Origin of the sequence: Rhodoplanes azumiensis (assembly GCF_042682915.1) — a bacterium.
In the GTDB taxonomy this organism is placed as follows: Bacteria; Pseudomonadota; Alphaproteobacteria; order Rhizobiales; family Xanthobacteraceae; genus Rhodoplanes; species Rhodoplanes azumiensis.
In genome coordinates this window covers 131,518-149,446 of the sequence record NZ_JBHUIW010000012.1, presented here as the reverse complement: position 1 = coordinate 149,446, position 17,929 = coordinate 131,518, and the positions used below count along the sequence as shown (strand labels likewise).

The window sequence follows — 17,929 nt, the reverse complement described above, 5'->3', positions numbered from 1 at the left end:
TCCTCACGGAACGGCCCGACGATACTCGCTCTCGCTGTTACAAGGGTGGGCAAAGCGAAGCGTGCCCACGCCGTAGACGGCGAGATCGGACCGCGTGGGCACGGCGCGTCCGCGCCTTTGCCCACCCTCCGGGGTCTCGGCACCTCGTAGCCCGGGGTGAGCGCAGCGAAACCCGGGATGCGGCCGGCGCCGGAGCAAGAATGGCCCGGATGTCGCGGGCGCTCCGTCGGGGCGAGCGAACGGCACGGCCGGCGCGCGCCGCGTCGTGGCCGTAGGGCGCAATAGCGCAGCGTATCGCGCCGCCGGCGCTCGATCGGCGGAATACGCTTCGCTGTTCCGCCCGACGGTCGTTCCCGGCTACGCTTGCTCGTCCTCGGCCGGCCAAGGCTTTTGGGCCGCGTGGTGGATGTGCAGGATCTCCACCGCCGTCTCGGTGACCCGATAGAAGACCTTGTACGGGTGCCGACCGAGCGGAACGACGTGAATGTCCGGGTGCCCGTCGACCCGGCGGGCGCTCGCCGGCCAGCGATCGATGCGGGCGAGGACGGCGCCCAGGCGAGCGTGGAGGGCCGGCGCGGCCGCCGGATAGTGCACCTTGACGTGGTCGACAATGGCTTCGAGATCGCGGAACGCTTCGTCGGTGAAGCGGATCGTCATCGACGGCGGACCATCAAGGCCGCCGGAGCTTGCCAAGCACGGTCTCGACCTCGGCCTCGGAGACGAAGCGGCCGGCGGTCGCGTCGGCGAGGCCGCGGTCGATGGCGGCCCGCTCCTCGGGCGTCGGCACATATGCGCCGCCGAGCGAGGCGTCGATCTCGAATGCGATGTCGGCGAGTTGGTCCTGCGCCACGGCAGGCCACGTCTCGACGCGCGCAAGGGCGGCAGCGAGCTTTCGGGTCGTCATGGCGGAAAGGTTAGCATAGGGCCGATCCGCAGCAAGCGCAGCACCGCGTACCCCGGGTCGAGCGCAGCGAAGACCGGGATGCGGCCGTCGCCGGAGCAAGAACGTCCCGGATGTCGCGGGCGCTCCGTCGGGGCGAGCGAATTGCACGGCCGGCGCCGGAGCAAAAAAAACCGGCTTTCGCTTCGCTCAATCCAGGCTACGAAGAGCCCGGGCTATACTTGCCCGCTTTGCCGGCTCCGGGGGCGTCGTGTATCATCCCTCGCATGACCGAGCTGTTGCAGAAGGTGATCCGGGAGATCGAGCGGCTGCCGCCGGCCGAGCAGGACGCCGCGGCCGGCGCGCTCATCGACTACATGGCGCATCGCGACGACGTGCGGCTCTCCGACGCGCAGCTCGCCGAGGTGCGGCGCCGCCGGGCCGATCCGGGGCGACGGCTCGTGTCGCACGCCGACGCCCGCGCGCGGATCGCCCGCCTCGGCCGGTGACGCCGTGCGCCTCGTCTTTGACGATCGGGCGCTCGCCGATCTCGAACACATCTTCGATTGGATCGCCCAGGACAGCCCGCCGACCGCCCGGGCCGTGATCGATCGGGTCTTTTCCAGCATCGAGCACCTCGCGGCCTTCCCGCAGATGGGCCGGCCGGGCCGCGACGAGGGCACCCGCGAATGGGTGGTGCCGCGGCTCCCCTCTATCGTCGTCTACGAGGTCGATCCGGAGCGTGAGCAGCTCCTGGTGATCGCGGTCTTTCACGGCGCACAGGACCGCGAAGGAGCGGCCTCGCAGCCTCGTAGCCCGGGGTGAGCGCAGCGAAACCCGGGGTGCGGCGGTCGCCGGAGCAAGAAAGCCCCGGATGTCGCGGGCGCTCCGTCCGGGAGAGCGAAAGGTACGGCCGGCGCCAGAGCAAGAAATCCCGGATTTCGCTTCGCTCAATCCAGGCTACGAAGAAAGCCGGGCTACGCTTGCTATTCCGCCCTACGATCGATCCGGGCCACGCTTGCTACGACCGATCCGGGCTACGCTTGCTTGCCTTTATGGGCATTTTCAGGGTGGCCGCCAAGTTCCCATGCGAACGGAGGCGGAGCTTTATGTGGTATGATTAGCATACGGACTGGTCTTCCAGTGTCATCGTTGTCGACTTCGGGAAACATGAGGTTTCCAAAGGTCTGACCGTCGACCGTTGAATTCTGTGGAAAGTAAAGTTTGACGGGCCCGCAATCGAATGTGGAGCTTGCGAGGCATAGTATGTCGCCGTTCCTTAGCGGAGATGAATATAATAAAGTACATTCAGATCCGGAAATCCGCTGTCTCTCGACCACGAAATTCGGCTCTCGTGTGAGGAAAAATTCCAGCTTACGGGCTCGCTTTGGAGGAGCTGGGGCGATCCAGTTAATATGATGATAATCTTTGTCGTCGAATGCGGTGGAGAGGTGGCTAGTCGGAAAAGCTAGAGTTAGCAAAAGGCGGCCTTGTCCTCTGCCTCTCTCAGGGACGGCGCCTCTGGGCCACTTAATGGTCGCGCGATCGGAGCCGTCGGGTCGTGGGCCGATCGATGCCCAGCGGCAAATGTTAGTATGAAAGCTAAATTTCTGATGTTGAGCGATGTTCCGTTGACTGAGGTACGCCTCGTTTCCATGAGCCCAGAGCTTCCAGGAACATGAACGGGGGCCGGACGGATCGCCAATTATAAATCGGAATTCTCTTTGGTTTGCCATTGCTCAGCCGAATCCATTTTATGTGATTCCCTTCTCTCGGTTGAGCTGTTGAACAAGAAAGTGATTTAAGGGCCTTATTCTCTGTAAGTCATGGGCGGCGCGAGGCGCCGCCCTCCACTTATCGTCAGATCACGAGCACCCCGTCGTGCTGCCGCACGTGTTGCACTTCATGCAGGTGCCGTTGCGGACGAGGGTGAAGTTGCCGCATTCGCCGCAGGCTTCGCCTTCGTAGCCTTGGGCCTTGGCCTCGGCGCGCTTCTCGGCGGCGTGGGCCTTGGCGTCGGCGCGGGCGTCGGCCTTCTGGGCCGGGGTCGGCTCGTGCCAGGGCAGCTCGTCGAGCGCGGTGCGGACGGCCGGCTCCGCCTTCAGGGCCGCCGCGGTGCCGCCGCCGGCGCGGGCGAAGGGCGCGACGTTGGACGGCGCGTGCCCCGCAAGGGAGCCCGCCAGCGCGGTCGGCGGGGCGGCCGCGGCGCGGTTGTCGGCATGCGAACCGCCATGAGATCCGCCGGCCGGGGCAGGGGCCGCGTGCGTCCCGGCATGCCCGCCCGAGGTCGCGTGGCCGCCCGGCATGACGACGAGCTTGTCGGTGCGCGAGCGGGTCAGGCCCTTCGACACGTACTTGGCCGCCGGGGCGCTCTCGATCTTGCCCTCGGCGACGCCCTTGCCGAGCGCGTCGAAGCCGCCCGTGGTCGACGGGTCGACATGGGCGAGGTCGAAGCGCGACATGTAGGAGACGGCGAGCTCGCGGAACACGTAGTCGAGGATCGAGGTCGCGTACTTGATCGAGTCGTTGCCCTGCACCGGGCCCGACGGCTCGAAGCGCGTGAACGTGAAGGCGTCGACATACTCCTCCAGCGGCACGCCGTATTGCAGGCCGAGCGACACCGCGATGGCGAAGTTGTTGAGGAGCGACCGAAGGGCGGCGCCCTCCTTGTGCATGTCGATGAAGATCTCGCCGAGCCGGCCGTCGTCGTACTCGCCGGTGCGCAGATAGACCTTGTGGCCGCCGACCACGGCCTTCTGGGTGTAGCCCTTGCGGCGGTCCGGCATCTTCTCGCGCTCGCGCATCACGACGATCCGCTCGACCACCTTCTCGACGATCTTCTCGGAGAGCGCCGCGGCGCGCGCCGCCATCGGCTTCTCGATGAAGGCGTCGATGTCGTGATCGTCGTCCTCCTCGTCGTCGGAGACGAGCTGGGCGGAGAGCGGCTGCGAGAGCTTGGCGCCGTCGCGATAGAGCGCGTTCGCCTTGAGGGCGAGCTTCCACGACAGCATGTAGGCGGCCTTGCAGTCCTCGACCGTCGCCTCGTTCGGCATGTTGATGGTCTTGGAGATGGCGCCCGAGATGAACGGCTGCGCCGCCGCCATCATGCGGATGTGGCTCTCGACCGAGAGGAAACGCTTGCCGTTGCGGCCGCACGCGTTGGCGCAGTCGAACACCGGATAGTGCTCGGGCTTGAGATGCGGCGCGCCCTCGACCGTCATGGCGCCGCAGACGAACACGTTCGCGGCCTCGATCTCGCGCTTGGTGAAGCCGAGCGCGCCGAGCATGTCGAAGGATGGCTTGGCGAGCTCCTCGGGCGAAAGGCCGAGCGTGTCGGTGCAGAAGGCCTCGCCCAGCGTCCACTTGTTGAAGGCGAACTTGATGTCGAAGGCGGTCGGCAGCGCCTTCTCGATCTTGGCGATGATGTCGGGCGTGAAGCCCTTCGCCTCGAGCGCCTTGTGGTTGATGCCGGGCGCGTCGGCCAGCGTGCCGCGCCCCACGGCATACGCTTCGATGTCGGAAATCTGGGCTTCCGTGTACCCCAACGCCCGCAGGGCTTCGGGCACGGCGCGGTTGATGATCTTGAAGTAGCCACCGCCGGCGAGCTTCTTGAACTTCACCAGGGCGAAGTCGGGCTCGATGCCGGTGGTGTCGCAGTCCATGACGAGGCCGATCGTGCCGGTCGGCGCGATCACGGTCGCCTGGGCGTTGCGGAAGCCGTGCTCGGTGCCGAGCGCCAGCGCCTTGTCCCAGGCCTGCATGGCGTGGTCGACCAGCCGCTTGTCCGGGCAGGCGTGGTGGTCGAGCCGCATCGGCAGCGTCTGCAGCTTCTCGTAGGCGTGCTTCTCGCCGTGCGCCGCGCGGCGATGGTTGCGGATGACGCGCAACATGTGCTCGCGGTTCTTCTTGTAGCCCGGGAAGGCGCCGAGGATCGCCGCCATCTCGGCCGAGGTCGCGTAGCTGACGCCGGTCATGATGGCGGAGAGGGCGCCGCAGATCGCCCGGCCGGCATCGGAGTCATACGGGATGCCGGTCGACATCAGGAGGCCGCCGAGATTGGCGTAGCCGAGGCCGAGCGTGCGGTACTCGTAGGAGAGCTGGGCGATCTCCTTGGAGGGGAACTGCGCCATCAGCACCGAGATCTCGAGCACGATGGTCCACAGCCGCACGGTGTGCTCGTAACCCTCGACGTCGAACGCGAAGGCGCCCGCCGTGTCGCCCTTCTGCCGGAAGGTCAAGAGGTTCATCGAGGCGAGGTTGCACGCCGTGTCGTCGAGGAACATGTACTCGGAGCACGGGTTCGAGGCGCGGATCGGCCCCGAGGCCGGGCAGGTGTGCCAGTCGTTGATGGTGGTGTGGAACTGCAGGCCCGGATCGGCCGACGCCCAGGCGGCGGCGGCGATCTTCTCCCACAGCTCGGCCGCCTTCACGGTCTTGGCGACCTTGCCCTTGGTGCGCCAGGTGAGATCCCACTCGCGGTCGGACTCGACGGCCTTCAGGAAGTCGTCCGTCACCCGCACCGAGTTGTTGGAGTTCTGGCCCGAGACGGTGAGATAGGCCTCGCTGTCCCAATCGGTGTCGTAGATGGGGAATTCGATGTCCTTGTAGCCCTGGCGCGCGAGCTGGATCACCCGCTTGATCGCGTTGTCGGGCACGTGGTTTTTCCGCGCGGCCTTGATCTCGCGCTTGAGGACCGGGTTCTTCTCCGGCGTGAAGCAGTCGTCCCCGGATCCCTGGCAGTTGACGCAGGCCTTCATCACGGCGCGCAGATGGCGCTGCGCGATGCGCGAGCCGGTGACGAGCGCGGCGACCTTCTGCTCCTCGGTCACCTTCCAGTCGATGTACTTCTCGATGTCGGGATGATCGACGTCGACGATCACCATCTTGGCGGCGCGGCGCGTGGTGCCGCCCGACTTGATGGCGCCGGCCGCGCGGTCGCCGATCTTCAGGAACGACATCAGCCCCGACGACTTGCCGCCGCCCGAGAGCTTTTCCCCTTCACCGCGCAGGCGGGAAAAATTGGTGCCGGTGCCGGAGCCGTACTTGAACAGGCGCGCCTCGCGCACCCACAGATCCATGATGCCGCCCTCGTTGACGAGGTCGTCCTGGATCGACTGGATGAAGCAGGCGTGCGGCTGCGGGTGCTCGTAGGCGGACTTGGAGCGGTGCAGCTTGCCGGTCTTGAAGTCGACGTAGTGATGGCCCTGGCTCGGGCCGTCGATGCCGTAGGCCCAATGGAGGCCGGTGTTGAACCACTGCGGCGAGTTCGGCGCGACCATCTGCATGGCGAGCATGTAGCGCAGCTCGTCGAAGAAGGCCTGCGCGTCGGCCTCGCCGTCGAAATAGCCGCCCTTCCAGCCCCAATAGGTCCAGGTGCCGGCGAGGCGGTCGAACACCTGCCGGGCCGAGCTCTCGCCGACGAATCGCTCCTTCTCGGGCAGCGCGGCGAGCGCCGCCTCGTCGGGCACCGAGCGCCACAGCCAGGACGGGACCGTCTCCTCCTCGACCTTCTTCAAGCGGGCGGCGACGCCCGCCTTGCGGAAGTACTTTTGGGCCAGCACGTCGGAGGCGACCTGCGACCAGGCGGCCGGCACCTCGACGGCGTCGGCGCGGAACACCACCGAGCCGTCCGGGTTGCGGATCTCGCTCTGGGTCAGACGGAACGGAATGTCCGCGTAAGGAGACTGCCCGTCCTTGGTGTAGCGCCGCTCGATCCGCATCTTTCGCCTCTTGCCTTTGCCCCCCGGCGTCGCCGTGGCGAACGCCGTCGAAAAAACCGGCCGCGCGCCGAACGGCTCGCGACTCACTCATCGGCTCCGTGCTCCGACTGAACGCCCGCTCCTCGCCGGTGATCCGCGCGCGGTCCCGGTCTCGTCTTCGACGTCGGCCGAACGGCCCCTTCGGGTGAGGCATGGGCACGACACGACGTGTCCACGAGAACCAGGTGGCTCCGGTGGAGGTCTGTCGCAAGCCTCAGGGATCCGTCCGGCGTGGACGTCGTACCAGCCGCGCCGCAGGGCCTGAACGCTAGGCCGACTCCGCCGAGGCAGTCAAGGATTAGCGTGAGAGTCTGAATCATCCCCTAAATGTGGTGGGCGCGGGGAAGAATTCCGGGGATATTTTTAACGCCTCGGCAACCCTCTGGAATCCAGTCCGGATTCTGTAAAGCCTCGGACGGACCCGGATGCCGCCGGGTAGGATGGCACTCCCGACCGGTGTCACGTGTCTGTCACAGGGCGACCAAATCGGGTGTGGACTGCACCGGCTCGGTCGATCGAAAGTGGTACCGAAGTAGCGCTTGGAAGGCCGCCGCTGTCGGCAGGAGGGCGCATTGCCGGACGGATGCGTCCGACCGCCCGAGTCGCCGGGCGAGTCGCTGCGACTCGCCTTTTCCGTCCTGTCGGCCGGTGCGTCACGGTCACGGCTCCCGGCCCGACCGAGATCGGGCGCCGCCGTCTGGACTTCCAGGCAACCGGGTGGCAGAAACGCGCAAAGCCTCCGGCCCTGCAGGTGGACGATGGACCTGAAGACCTTCCTGACGCGCGTGTTCACGTGGTGGAACGGCCAGACCTTCGGGACGCAGTGGTGGACGGCGCGCCACGGCGAGCTGGTCGGCCAGGACGATCAGGGCAACACGTACTACCGGGAGAAGGGCGGGCGGATCAGTCCGGCGCTCGGCTTCGAGCGCCGATGGGTGATCTACAACGGCCTCGCCGAGCCGTCGCGCATCCCGCCCGAGTGGCACGGGTGGATCCATCACACCGTCGACGTGCCGCCGACCGAGCAGTCGGTGACCCCGCGGGAGTGGTGGAAGCCGCACCGGCCGAACCTCACCGGCACGCCCGGCGCCTGGCGGCCGCCGGGCTCGACGCTCGCCCAGAATCGCCGGCCCGCCGCGACCGGTGACTACAAGGCCTGGACGCCGGGCCGCTGAATCCGAGCCAGCCGCCGGACCCGCCGGCGCCGGACCGGAAAATCCAGGCGCGAAAGCCGTTTCGTTTCCCTTTCGATGCCGCAATCCGCGTGTTAATTGCGCCTCCTCGCGAGCGCGACGTCGCGCGAGCACGTCTGGTCGGTCGCCCCGGGTCGGGCGCGCCGCGGGCGTTCCGCCTCCGCTTCGGATGACGAGATTCATGCCAGGATTTTCGCGCGCGCCGCTGCTGCTCCTCGGGCTTCTGCTGACCATGGCGCCGGCGGCCGCTCAGTTCGGCGCGATCTTCGGCGAGCCGCCGCCGCGGCCACCGTCCTCGGTTCCGACGCGCCGCGAGCCGCTGCCGCCGCCCGGATCCCTGCAGCCCGTCACGCCGCTGCCGCCCGAGCAGTTCGACGAGCCACCGCCCTTGTTTCCGGAGCGGCGAGGCGCCGCGCCGGGCGGCGGCGCGACGGGAATCGAATCGCAGCCGCTGGCACCGCCCGCGGGCGCCGCGACGGCTCCGGCCCCCGGACCGGTTCCGTCGGCCGCGCCCGCCACCGCGGCTCGGCCCGGACAACCACCTGCGGGCGCGCCCGGCGGCGGTCCCGCCACGGCGACCGCGCCGCCTCCGGCCGGTGGCGGCTCGCCCCCGGCCTCCGGACCGGCGGCGCCGCAGCTTCCCGAGGAGGTCGTCACCGAGGTGCCGACCGTGAAGGTGCCGAACCCGATCGCGATCTTCTCCGGCCTCGACAAGATCACCGGACGGATCACGCGCTTCGAGGTGTCGCTCGGCGAGACGGTCCAGTACGGCGCCCTGCAGGTGCGCCCGCGCGCCTGCTACACCCGCCCGCCGACCGAGGCCCCCAATACCACCGGCTTCGTCGAGGTCGACGAGGTGACGCTCCAGGGCGAGGTGAAGAAGCTGTTCCGCGGCTGGATGTTCGCGTCGAGCCCCGGCCTGCACGGGGTGGAGCACTCGATCTACGACGTGTGGCTGTCGGACTGCAAAGGGGCCGCCAACGTGGCCGAGGCGCCGCCTCCCGCGCCGTCGCCGCCGGCGGCCGCCCCGCCGCCGCGCCAGCAGCCGCGCCAGCAACCCGCCCAGCAGCGCCAGCCGCGTCCGCCCGCGGCGCAGAGTCTCCCGGCGCCGCCGCGGTTCCAGTGACGTCGACGGTCGCGAGCTTGCCACGCGGGCCGTGATCGTCGTGCCGGCGTCGTCGTCATGCCCAATCTATCGGCAGCACGGTCGGCAGATCATTAATTCATCTGTAAGACTTAGCTCGACTAATTACTGTTCTGATCCTGCTTCAGCCTGTCTTCGACGGTGTTCGACATGCCCCCATCGAACCAGTCGGCGGCCGTCCTGCGCGACGGCGGCCCCTCCGAGGCGACGACCGACATCTCGGGACTGACCGAATCGCTGACCGCCGAGGTCAACCGGATCGCCTGCGACAAGACCCGGGCGATCCAGCAGATCACCAACCAGATGAAGATGCTGGCCCTGAACGCGCTGATCGAGAGCGCGCGGGCGGGTGAGCAGGGCCGCGGCTTCGCGGTCGTCGCCCAGGAGGTGCGGGCGGTCGGCCAGCAGATCGACGCGCTCGCCGGCGACCTCGAGAGCCAGCTCACCCGCCGCACCGGCGCGCTGATGTCGTCGATCGCGCAGATGACCGAGCAGTCGCTGGCCGACCGTATGGTCGACCTGTCGCTCAACGCCGTCGAGCTGATCGACCGGAACCTCTACGAGCGCACCTGCGACGTGCGCTGGTGGGCGACCGACTCGGCCGTGGTGTCCTGCGCGGCCGACCCGAGCGACGCGGCGCGCGCCTATGCGTCGGAGCGGCTCGGCGTGATCCTCGCCGCCTACACGGTCTATCTCGACCTGTGGCTCTGCGATCTCGACGGCACCGTGCTGGCCAACGGCCGGCCGGATCGCTTCGCCGTGCAGGGCACGACCGTGGCGCACGAGGCGTGGTTCCGCGAGGCGCGGGCGCTGCGCTCGGGCGACGACTACGTGGCCGGCGACATCGAGCGTCAGCCGAAGCTCGGCGACGCCCAGGTCGCGACCTATTGCGCGACGGTGCGCGAGGGCGGCCGCGCCGACGGCAAGCTCCTCGGTATCCTCGCCATCCATTTCGACTGGGAGCCGCAGGCCCGCGCCATCGTGTCGGGCGTCCGGGTCGGCGACGACGCGCGGCTGCGCGTGCTGCTGGTCGATCGCCGCATGCGGGTGATCGCCGCCTCGGACGGCGCCGGCATCCTCACCGAGCATCTGCCGCTGAAGACCGAGGGCCGCCGTTCAGGTTGCGTCCACGATCCCTCCGGTGCGCCGGTCGCCTTCCACGCGACGCCCGGCTACGAGACCTACAAGGGCCTCGGCTGGTACGGCGTCATCGTCCGCAAGGCCTGCTAGCGCGAGCCCGGCGAGAGCGAGCCGGGGCCGGGCAGGGGCGCCGTGGTGCCCGGAGCGGCGCGCACCAGCTCCATCACGCGGGCACCAGGGATCGGCACGTCGACGGGCAGGGTCGAAAAGTCCGCCTCGCCGACGAGGGCCGCGGCGAGCAGCTTGTGGTAGGCGCGACGCGACACCTCGACGGCGCCGAAGCGGCGCAGATGGTCGGTGACGAACTGGGTGTCGAGCAGCCGGAAGCCGCCGGCCCGCAGCCGCGCCACGAGATGCACGAGCGCCACCTTGGAGGCGTCGCGCTCGCGGTGGAACATGCTCTCGCCGAAGAAGGCGCAGCCGAGACTGACCCCGTAGAGCCCGCCGACCAGCGCATCGCCGTCGTAGACCTCGACCGTGTGGGCGCGGCCGATTTCGAACAGCCGCCCGTAGAGCTTGCGGATGCGGGTGTTGATCCAGGTGCGGGTGCGGCCCGGCGCCGGCTCGGCGCAGCCGTCGATCACCGCGTCGAAGTCGCGATCGGCGACCACGGTGAAACGCTCCGAGCGGATCGTGCGGGCGAGCCGCGACGTCACCTGCAGACCCTCCAGCGGGATGACGCCGCGCTGCTCGGGCTCGATCCAGTAGAGGGCCGGATCCTCGGCGCTCTCGGCCATCGGAAAGATGCCGCAGGCATAGGCCTTCAGCAGCACCTCGGGGGTGATCTCCACCGATGCGGAGTCGCGACGGGCCATGAACGCTCTGTCTGCTTTCTGATCTCGCGTGGTGCCGCCCGGCGGCCTGCGCCCCGGCGGCCCGGCCACCGTCTCCGATGTGGCACGTTCGGACACCGGCTCCGCGTCACCGCCGGGCAGTGTCCTGCGATCGCGGTCCTGGCTCGGCTTGTAGCCTCTCCGGGTGGTCCGAAGCAAATCGGTGCCGTCCCGCACTGCGGTGGTCCGGCCGCGACGGACCCGGCTGTCAGACGGGTGTTACGCCGCCGTGCGACACGAGCCGCGCGAGCCCGCGAGGCGCGCGACGCCAGCGTGCCCTCGACCGTCGCGTCGGCGTGCCGCGGCTACGGGCGACAGCGGATCGGAAAGGCGAAAGCGATGCGGCAGGTCGTGTTGCCCGGCACCGACATGCGGGTGTCGCGGTTCGCGTTCGGAACCGCGGGCTTGTTCAACGCCGGCGGGGCGAAGCATCGTGCCGACGTGTTGGCCGCGGCCTGGGATCACGGCTTCACCCATTTCGACACGGCGCCTTACTACGGGTTCGGGATCGCCGAGCGCGACCTCGCCCCGCTGCTGGCGCGCCATCCGGACGCGACGGTCGCCACCAAGGTCGGGATCTACGCCCCCGGCGGCGAGGCCCAGTCGGCCGGCGCCGTTGTCCTGCGCAAGGCGGCCGGCAAGCTTCTCAAGGCCCTGTCGCGTCCGGAGATCGACTGGAGCGTCGCGCGGGCGCGGCGGTCGCTCGAGGCGAGCCTCGCTCGGCTCGGGCGCGAGCGCATCGACCTCTATCTGCTGCACGAGGCCGACGCGGCGCTGATCGACACCGAGGAGTGGCTGCGCTTCTTCGAGAGCGCACGCGACCGCGTCGCGCGTTTCGGCGTCGCCGTCGACGCCACGCGACTGCCGCCGTTCGCGGCCGGCCATCCGCTCGCACCCGTCGTCCAGACGCTCGACACACTGACGGGGCGCGAGGCCGATCGGCTCGTCGCGCACGGGCGACCGCTGCAGATCACCTATGGCTATGTCAGCGCGGCGGCCCGGCAGGGGCCGGTCGACGTGCCCGCCGTGCTGGCGGCCGCTCTGCGGCGCAATCCCGCCGGCTGCGTGATCGTCAGCACCCGCAAGCCGGCTCGCATGCGGCAATACGCCGAGATCGCGATTGCCGACGCGCTCGCGGTCCGCGGTCCGGCAGCGGGCGCCGAAGCCGTCTCCGGAGCGACGACGTGATCCGCGATCTCGCCGCGCTCTCCGGTGCAAACGAGCGCCGCACCGCCGACGTGCTGGTGATCGGCGGCGGCATCGCCGGGCTGCTCGCCGCGGTGCGGCTGTCGCGCGCCGGCGTGCGCGTCATCGTGGCGGAATCCGGCGGCCTGACGCAGCCGACCGACACGCATCCGCTCAATGCCGTGGAGCAGGACGGCGACGTCTATGCCGGTGCCGACAGCGGCCGCTTCCGCTGTCTCGGCGGCACCTCGAGCCGGTGGGGCGGGGCGATGCTGCCGTTCCTGCCCGACGACATGACGTTGACCCGCCCGGGCGACCCCGTTTGGCCGATCGGGCCGGAGGTGCTGACCGCGTATCTCGGCGAGGTCGAGCGTCTGTTCGGGCTCGGGGACGGGCCTTACGATCGTCCCGCCCTGATGCCGGGCCCGTTCGTGCCGCGCTGGGCGAAATGGCCGCCGTTCCGGCTGCGCAACGTCGCGACCGTGTTCGGGGCCGAGTTGCGCGCCGAGCGCGGTCCAGAGGTCTGGCTGAACGCGACCGCGACGGATTTCTCGACCGATCCGCAAGGACGGCTCGACCGCGTGACGGTGCGCAGCCCGGGCGGCGGCATCCTTTCGGTCGCCGCGTCCGAGGTGGTCGTCGCGGCCGGCACGATCGAGAGCACGCGGCTTCTTCTCCTCGCCGACCGTCAGCACGACGACCGCATCTTCGCCCCCGACGACGTGCTCGGCCGCTGGTTCCACGACCACGTCTCGGTCGCGACGGCGCGGCTCGTCGACGTCGACCGGCCGGCGCTCAATCGGGTGGTCGGCTTCGGTTTCGAGGGCCGGGCGATGCGGAACCTGCGCTTCGAGCCCGGAGCCGCGTTGCGCAGGGACCGCGGGCTGCCGGCCGGCTTCGTCCATATCGGTTTTTCCAGTGCGACGCCGGGCGGCTTCGAGGCGCTGCGCGACGTCTACCGCAAGGTCCAGCGCCGCGAGGTGCCGGGCCTCGCCGACGTCTCCGGGCTCGCCCGCGCGGTGCCGTGGCTCGCCCGCGCCGCCTGGTGGCGGTTCGTCGAGCGGCGGCTCCTGTTCCCCGACGGCGCCGAGCTCGCCGTGAACGTCGTGGTCGAGCAGCGGCCGCGTCCCGACAACCGCATCACGTTGTCGTCGCAGCGGCTCGATGCTCTGGGCAGCCCGCTCGCCCGGATCGCCTGGCGCGTGCACGAGGACGACGCGGCGCATGTGGCGGCGATCACCGAGGCGTTCGCGTCCGCCTGGAACGCCGGCCGGCTGAGCAGTCTCGCGCGCGTCGTGCCGGCGCTGCCGACCGATCTGCGCGGCGCGCTCGCCGCCGGCGGCGGCATCTACCATCCTGGCGGCTCGGTGCGGATGGGCTTCGATCCCGCGTCCGGCGTCGTCGATGCCGACCTGAAGACGTTCCGGATTCCGAATGTCACGGTCCTCTCCACGGCCGTGTTCCCGACCGGTGGCGGTGCAAACCCCACCATGATGCTGATGATGGCCGCGCTGCGCGCCGCGGATCGCCTCTCCCGAACCTGCGCCGGAGCGGCCGTTACGACCGTGGCGACGCACGACGCGCAACGCGATCGCGACCATGCGGGAACGCCGTCGCTCGTTGGCTGACCACCGACGCATCGGCCAGGGCCGACGGCGTTCGACTTCGAAAAAAAAGATGATCGCCGACCGCGGTGAGGCGAGCATTCCACACCCGCGCACCGTGCCTCACCGGTTCGTGAAGACCAGGGCGGGAGCGCGTTAACGCCTCGGTAACCTCTGAAAACGTAAGCTTTTAATACAAATTGAATCAAATCGTCCCGGTCGGGCGTGTCGCAGGAGTCGGGGAATGGCCATGAGTATCGGTGCTTCTCGCAATCGACCGCCGCGGATCCTCCTGGTGGAGGACGAAGTCCTGATCTCGATGATGATCGAGGACGCCATGGTGGAGCAGGGCTTCGAGGTGTACGTCGCGACCAATGCGGGCGACGCGCTCCAGGTGCTGGAGGAAGGCACCCCGGTCGACGTGCTGTTCACCGACATCAACATCGAGGGCGAGGTCGACGGCACGCGCCTCGCACGCATGGCGCGCGAGCTGCGCCCCGATCTCGCCGTGCTCTACGCCTCCGGCACCCTCAAGGGGATCTCCGACCCGGTGCCGGGATCGACCTTCGTTCCCAAGCCGTATGCGCCCAAGGACGTGTGCGCCATGCTGGCGACGCTGGCGCCGCAGTGAGTCCCATCGTCGACTGAAGCCTCTGACTGAGCCTCGATCTGAAGCCTCGACTGCCGGACCCGACGAACCTCCCGTCGGGTCCGGTTTTTCTTTCTTGGGGCTCGCTCTCGACACCGCGGCAGTCTGTCGGGTGAGCCGCGCAGCGGCGTGCCTACGTGGCCGATCCAATCGATACCGGGCGGCGTGGGCCCGGCCCGCCTTCGGCACGCCTTTCGCCGACCTTACTCCGTCATTCCTCCACGGCGCCCTTGGCCAAAAACTGCTCGAGCCAGTGGATGTGATAGCTGCCGTCGAGGATGTCCTTGTCGCGCACGAGCGCGCGGAACAGGGGCAGGGTGGTCTCGACGCCGTCGACCACGAACTCGTCGATGGCGCGGCGCAGTCGCATCAGGCACTCGGCCCGCGTCTTGCCGTGGACGATCAGCTTGCCGAGCAGCGAGTCGTAATAGGGCGGGATCACGTAGCCCCGATAGGCCGCCGAATCGACCCGCACACCCATGCCGCCGGGCGGATGGTAGTGACGGATCTTGCCGGGCGACGGCCGGAAGGAGATCGGGTTCTCGGCGTTGATGCGGCACTCGATGGCGTGGCCGTGATAGGTCACGTCCTCCTGGCGCAGCGTCAGGCCGGCGCCGGCGGCGACCCGGATCTGCTCGAGAATCAGGTCGATGTCGGTGATCGCCTCGGTCACCGGATGCTCGACCTGGATGCGGGTGTTCATCTCGATGAAGTAGAACTCGCCGTTCTCGTACAGGAACTCGATCGTGCCGACGCCGAGATACTGGAGCTCCTGCATGGCCTTGGCGACGATGTCGCCGATCCGCACGCGGGCCTCGGCATTGAGCGCCGGCGACGGGCTCTCCTCCCAGATCTTCTGATGGCGCCGCTGCAGCGAGCAGTCGCGCTCGCCGAGATGGATGGCGCGGCCCTCGCCGTCGCCGAGCACCTGGAACTCGATGTGGCGCGGCTGCTCGAGGTACTTCTCCATGTAGAGCGAGTCGTCGCCGAAGGCCGCCTTCGACTCGGCCCGCGCGGTCGCGAGCGCGATGCGCAGATCGGCCTCCGAGCGCGCGACCTTCATGCCGCGGCCGCCGCCGCCGGCCGCCGCCTTGACGAGCACCGGATAGCCGGTCTCGGCCGCGACGGCCTTCGCCTCCTCGTCCGACCCGATGGCGCCGTCGGAGCCGGGCACGCACGGGATGCCGAGGCGCTTGGCGGTGCGCTTCGCCTCGATCTTGTCGCCCATCAGCCGGATATGGGCGGGCTTCGGGCCGATGAAGTGCAGCCCGTGCTCTTCCAGAATCTCGGCGAAGCGGGCGTTCTCGGAGAGGAAGCCGTAGCCCGGATGCACGGCGTCGGCGCCCGTGATCTCGCAGGCGGCGAGCAGCGCCGGGATGTTGAGGTAGGAGTCCTTGGCGGGCGGCGGGCCGATGCAGACGCTCTCGTCGGCGAGCCGCACATGCATGGCGTCGGCGTCGGCCGTCGAGTGGACCGCGACGGTCGCGATCCCCAGATCCTTGCACGCGCGAAGAATGCGGAGCGCGATCTCTCCGCGATTGGCGATCAGGATTTTCTCGAACATCGCGGTCCTCGGGGCCCGCGTCATTCGATGATCATCAGGGGCTCGCCGAACTCGACCGGCTGGCCGTCCTCGACGAGGATCTGCGTCACCGTCCCGGAGCGCGGCGCCGGGATCTGGTTCATGGTCTTCATCGCCTCGATGATCAGCACGGTCTCGCCGGCCTTCACCTGGGTGCCGACGTCGACGAAGGGCCGCGCCTCGGGCTCGGGCGAGCGGTAGGCGGTGCCGACCATCGGCGAGGTGACGACGCCCGGATGCTTGGACGGGTCCATCGGCCCGTCGGAGACGGCGTAGAGGCCCGGGACGGTGCTGGCGGCGGGCGCCGCCGCCTGGGCCGGCGCCGCGACGGCGTGGACGGCGGCGACCTGGCGGGCGACGCGGACCCGCAGGCCGCCGTGCTCGATCTCGATCTCGGTGAGGTTGGTCTCGCCGAGGAGGCGCGCCAGGGTGCGCACGATCTCCTCGTTGACGGCGCTGATGCCGGTCGCCGGCTCCGGCGTGTCGTTGTCGGCGGCTGTCACGTTCTCGTCTCCTGACCTGCGAGGCCCGCGAGGCCCGCGATGGCGAGGCCGTAACCCTGCGGACCGAGCCCGCAGATCACCCCCTTGGCGACCGGCGACACGTAGGACGTCCGGCGGAAGGGCTCGCGGGCGTGGATGTTGGTGAGATGCACCTCGATCACCGGGACGGCGATCGCCGCGATCGCGTCCAGGATGGCGACCGAGGTGTGGGTGTAAGCGGCGGCGTTGAGGACGATCCCGACGGCGCCGGCCCGGCCGGCCTCCTGGATCCAGGAGACGAGCTCGCCCTCGTGGTTGGACTGGCGGAACACGATCTCGAACCCGTGGCGCTCGCCCGCCGTCCGGCACAGCGCCTCGACGTCGGCGAGCGTCGCGCGGCCGTACATCTCCGGCTCGCGGCTGCCGAGCAGGTTCAGGTTCGGACCGTTGATGACGTAGACGGTGGGCTTCATGAACGTCCACCGGGGTCGGAGCGCACCCGGATCACGGTTTCGGGGTGCCCGGCTCGCGTCCGGCGGACCGTCTTATAGGGGGACCGGGCCGGAAGGGGAAGTGTCGACACCACCCTTCGGGCGAGCCCTGACGCACCGTCGAACGGGTCGACCCATCCGCGCGGACGGGTCGGGGCCGACCCGAAAGCGACCGGGGTCACCTTACCGGGGCGAGAACTTTTCCGCCTTTCCCGCCGATGCAAAGCCGTTACACTGTCGGGGTTCGGATCGCGGCGGGGCAGGTCCGCCGGTCCGGTCGGCGACCCCGGCCGCGCGTCTGAACGCCGACGTCCCCCCGTATTGTTTCTCGTGTATCTCTTGCCCGTTGCTCGCGTAGGACTTGCTCGAAGGACTTTTGGCATGCACGACCAGACCGACCACGGATCGGATTTCGCCGACCAGGCGATCGAGGACTTCAAGAAGGTCGTCGACCAGGCGATCATTCAGACCGAGGATGCAATGGAAAAGATGGGGTACGACGTGTCCGCCGCCGCCCAGGTGACCGACGACTACCGGGCCAGGGTGTTCGACTACATGCGCGGCAACCTGAACGCGGCGCTCGATTACGCCGCGAATCTCGCCGCCCTGAAGACCCCCGCCGACGTCGCGTCGATGGTCTCCCGCGACGGCGGGCCGGCGCCGCAGGAGATCGCCGCGGCGGCGACGGCGGCCGACGAGTACCGCCAGAAGATGTTCGCGTTCATGAAGGCGAACATCAACGCGGCCCTCGATTTCGCCGAAGACCTCACCGCCGTGAAGACGCCGTCCGAGCTGGTCGAGCTGTCGACCAGCCATGCCCGCAAGCAGTTCGAGGCGCTCACCGCGCAGTCGACCGAGCTCGGCCTGCTGACCCAGAAGTTCTCGGCGTGGAGCACCAACCCGTTCGAGGGCTTCACCAGCCCGTTCGAAGGGTTCGCCAAGCTGTTCACGCCGCCCAAGGGCTGACGGCTCGGCCGGCTGCACATG

General features: G+C 69.1%; 16 protein-coding genes. 9 read left to right on the top strand and 7 right to left on the bottom strand.

Annotated features, from left to right (window positions below; translation table 11 throughout):
• Window positions 1-357: 357 nt before the first annotated feature.
• Both ACFSOX_RS12320 and ACFSOX_RS12315 read right to left on the bottom strand, forming a co-directional pair.
• The gene (locus ACFSOX_RS12320) at window positions 358-657 is read right to left on the bottom strand and encodes a type II toxin-antitoxin system RelE/ParE family toxin (protein WP_378478107.1); all 300 of its coding nucleotides are present in this window, start codon (window positions 655-657) and stop codon (window positions 358-360) included.
• Window positions 658-670: 13 nt separating this feature from the next.
• Window positions 671-850: a hypothetical protein gene (locus tag ACFSOX_RS12315; RefSeq protein ID WP_378478106.1), complete on the bottom strand. Its 180-nt coding sequence runs from the start codon at window positions 848-850 to the stop codon at window positions 671-673.
• A 317-nt stretch (window positions 851-1,167) separates the two neighbouring features.
• On the opposite strand from ACFSOX_RS12315, the gene ACFSOX_RS12310 reads away from it, so the two are divergent.
• Window positions 1,168-1,389 carry a hypothetical protein gene (locus ACFSOX_RS12310; protein WP_378478105.1) on the top strand — a complete coding sequence of 74 codons (222 nt, stop codon included), beginning with the start codon at window positions 1,168-1,170 and terminating at the stop codon, window positions 1,387-1,389.
• Between the two features lie 4 nt (window positions 1,390-1,393).
• Complete coding sequence (locus ACFSOX_RS12305) at window positions 1,394-1,705, top strand: type II toxin-antitoxin system RelE/ParE family toxin (RefSeq protein WP_378478104.1); 312 nt, start codon at window positions 1,394-1,396, stop codon at window positions 1,703-1,705.
• Window positions 1,706-2,745: 1,040 nt separating this feature from the next.
• On the opposite strand, the gene ACFSOX_RS12300 is transcribed toward ACFSOX_RS12305, so the two are convergent.
• Window positions 2,746-6,600: a vitamin B12-dependent ribonucleotide reductase gene (locus ACFSOX_RS12300; RefSeq protein WP_378478103.1), complete on the bottom strand. Its 3,855-nt coding sequence runs from the start codon at window positions 6,598-6,600 to the stop codon at window positions 2,746-2,748.
• Between the two features lie 797 nt (window positions 6,601-7,397).
• On the opposite strand from ACFSOX_RS12300, the gene ACFSOX_RS12295 reads away from it, so the two are divergent.
• The 3 genes from ACFSOX_RS12295 to ACFSOX_RS12285 all read left to right on the top strand — a co-directional run bounded on the left by ACFSOX_RS12295 (window position 7,398) and on the right by ACFSOX_RS12285 (window position 10,206).
• Window positions 7,398-7,814, top strand: a complete 417-nt coding sequence (locus ACFSOX_RS12295) for an NADH:ubiquinone oxidoreductase subunit NDUFA12 (RefSeq protein WP_378478102.1) — start codon at window positions 7,398-7,400, stop codon at window positions 7,812-7,814.
• A gap of 199 nt (window positions 7,815-8,013) precedes the next feature.
• Complete coding sequence (locus ACFSOX_RS12290) at window positions 8,014-8,958, top strand: DUF2155 domain-containing protein (protein ID WP_378478101.1); 945 nt, start codon at window positions 8,014-8,016, stop codon at window positions 8,956-8,958.
• A 168-nt stretch (window positions 8,959-9,126) separates the two neighbouring features.
• Window positions 9,127-10,206 (top strand): methyl-accepting chemotaxis protein, encoded by a 1,080-nt coding sequence (locus ACFSOX_RS12285; protein ID WP_378478100.1) that lies wholly within the window; start codon window positions 9,127-9,129, stop codon window positions 10,204-10,206.
• On the opposite strand, the gene aat is transcribed toward ACFSOX_RS12285, so the two are convergent.
• A complete protein-coding gene (aat, locus tag ACFSOX_RS12280; protein ID WP_378478099.1) occupies window positions 10,203-10,931 on the bottom strand; it encodes a leucyl/phenylalanyl-tRNA--protein transferase in 729 nt (242 codons plus the stop codon). The two genes, ACFSOX_RS12285 and aat, sit on opposite strands and share 4 nt — an antisense overlap.
• Window positions 10,932-11,288: 357 nt before the next feature.
• On the opposite strand from aat, the gene ACFSOX_RS12275 reads away from it, so the two are divergent.
• The 3 genes from ACFSOX_RS12275 (at window position 11,289) to ACFSOX_RS12265 (ending at window position 14,369) form a co-directional block, all read left to right on the top strand.
• Complete coding sequence (locus tag ACFSOX_RS12275) at window positions 11,289-12,137, top strand: aldo/keto reductase (RefSeq protein WP_378478098.1); 849 nt, start codon at window positions 11,289-11,291, stop codon at window positions 12,135-12,137.
• Window positions 12,134-13,762 carry a GMC oxidoreductase gene (locus tag ACFSOX_RS12270; protein ID WP_378478097.1) on the top strand — a complete coding sequence of 543 codons (1,629 nt, stop codon included), beginning with the start codon at window positions 12,134-12,136 and terminating at the stop codon, window positions 13,760-13,762. The genes ACFSOX_RS12275 and ACFSOX_RS12270 overlap by 4 nt, the downstream gene beginning before the upstream one ends.
• A gap of 271 nt (window positions 13,763-14,033) precedes the next feature.
• Entirely contained in the window at window positions 14,034-14,369 is a 336-nt protein-coding gene (locus ACFSOX_RS12265; RefSeq protein ID WP_378478096.1) for a response regulator, read from the top strand.
• Between the two features lie 229 nt (window positions 14,370-14,598).
• On the opposite strand, the gene accC is transcribed toward ACFSOX_RS12265, so the two are convergent.
• Genes accC through aroQ form a run of 3 tightly spaced genes read right to left on the bottom strand, consistent with a single transcriptional unit; the run spans window position 14,599 to window position 16,924 of the window.
• The gene (gene accC, locus ACFSOX_RS12260; RefSeq protein ID WP_378478095.1) at window positions 14,599-15,951 is read right to left on the bottom strand and encodes an acetyl-CoA carboxylase biotin carboxylase subunit; all 1,353 of its coding nucleotides are present in this window, start codon (window positions 15,949-15,951) and stop codon (window positions 14,599-14,601) included.
• Between the two features lie 20 nt (window positions 15,952-15,971).
• Window positions 15,972-16,430, bottom strand: a complete 459-nt coding sequence (gene accB / locus ACFSOX_RS12255; RefSeq protein ID WP_378478112.1) for an acetyl-CoA carboxylase biotin carboxyl carrier protein — start codon at window positions 16,428-16,430, stop codon at window positions 15,972-15,974.
• A 38-nt stretch (window positions 16,431-16,468) separates the two neighbouring features.
• Window positions 16,469-16,924: a type II 3-dehydroquinate dehydratase gene (aroQ, locus tag ACFSOX_RS12250; RefSeq protein WP_378478094.1), complete on the bottom strand. Its 456-nt coding sequence runs from the start codon at window positions 16,922-16,924 to the stop codon at window positions 16,469-16,471.
• A 399-nt stretch (window positions 16,925-17,323) separates the two neighbouring features.
• Between aroQ and ACFSOX_RS12245 the strand changes: the two genes are divergently transcribed.
• Entirely contained in the window at window positions 17,324-17,908 is a 585-nt protein-coding gene (locus tag ACFSOX_RS12245; protein WP_378478093.1) for a phasin family protein, read from the top strand.
• Window positions 17,909-17,929: the final 21 nt, after the last annotated feature.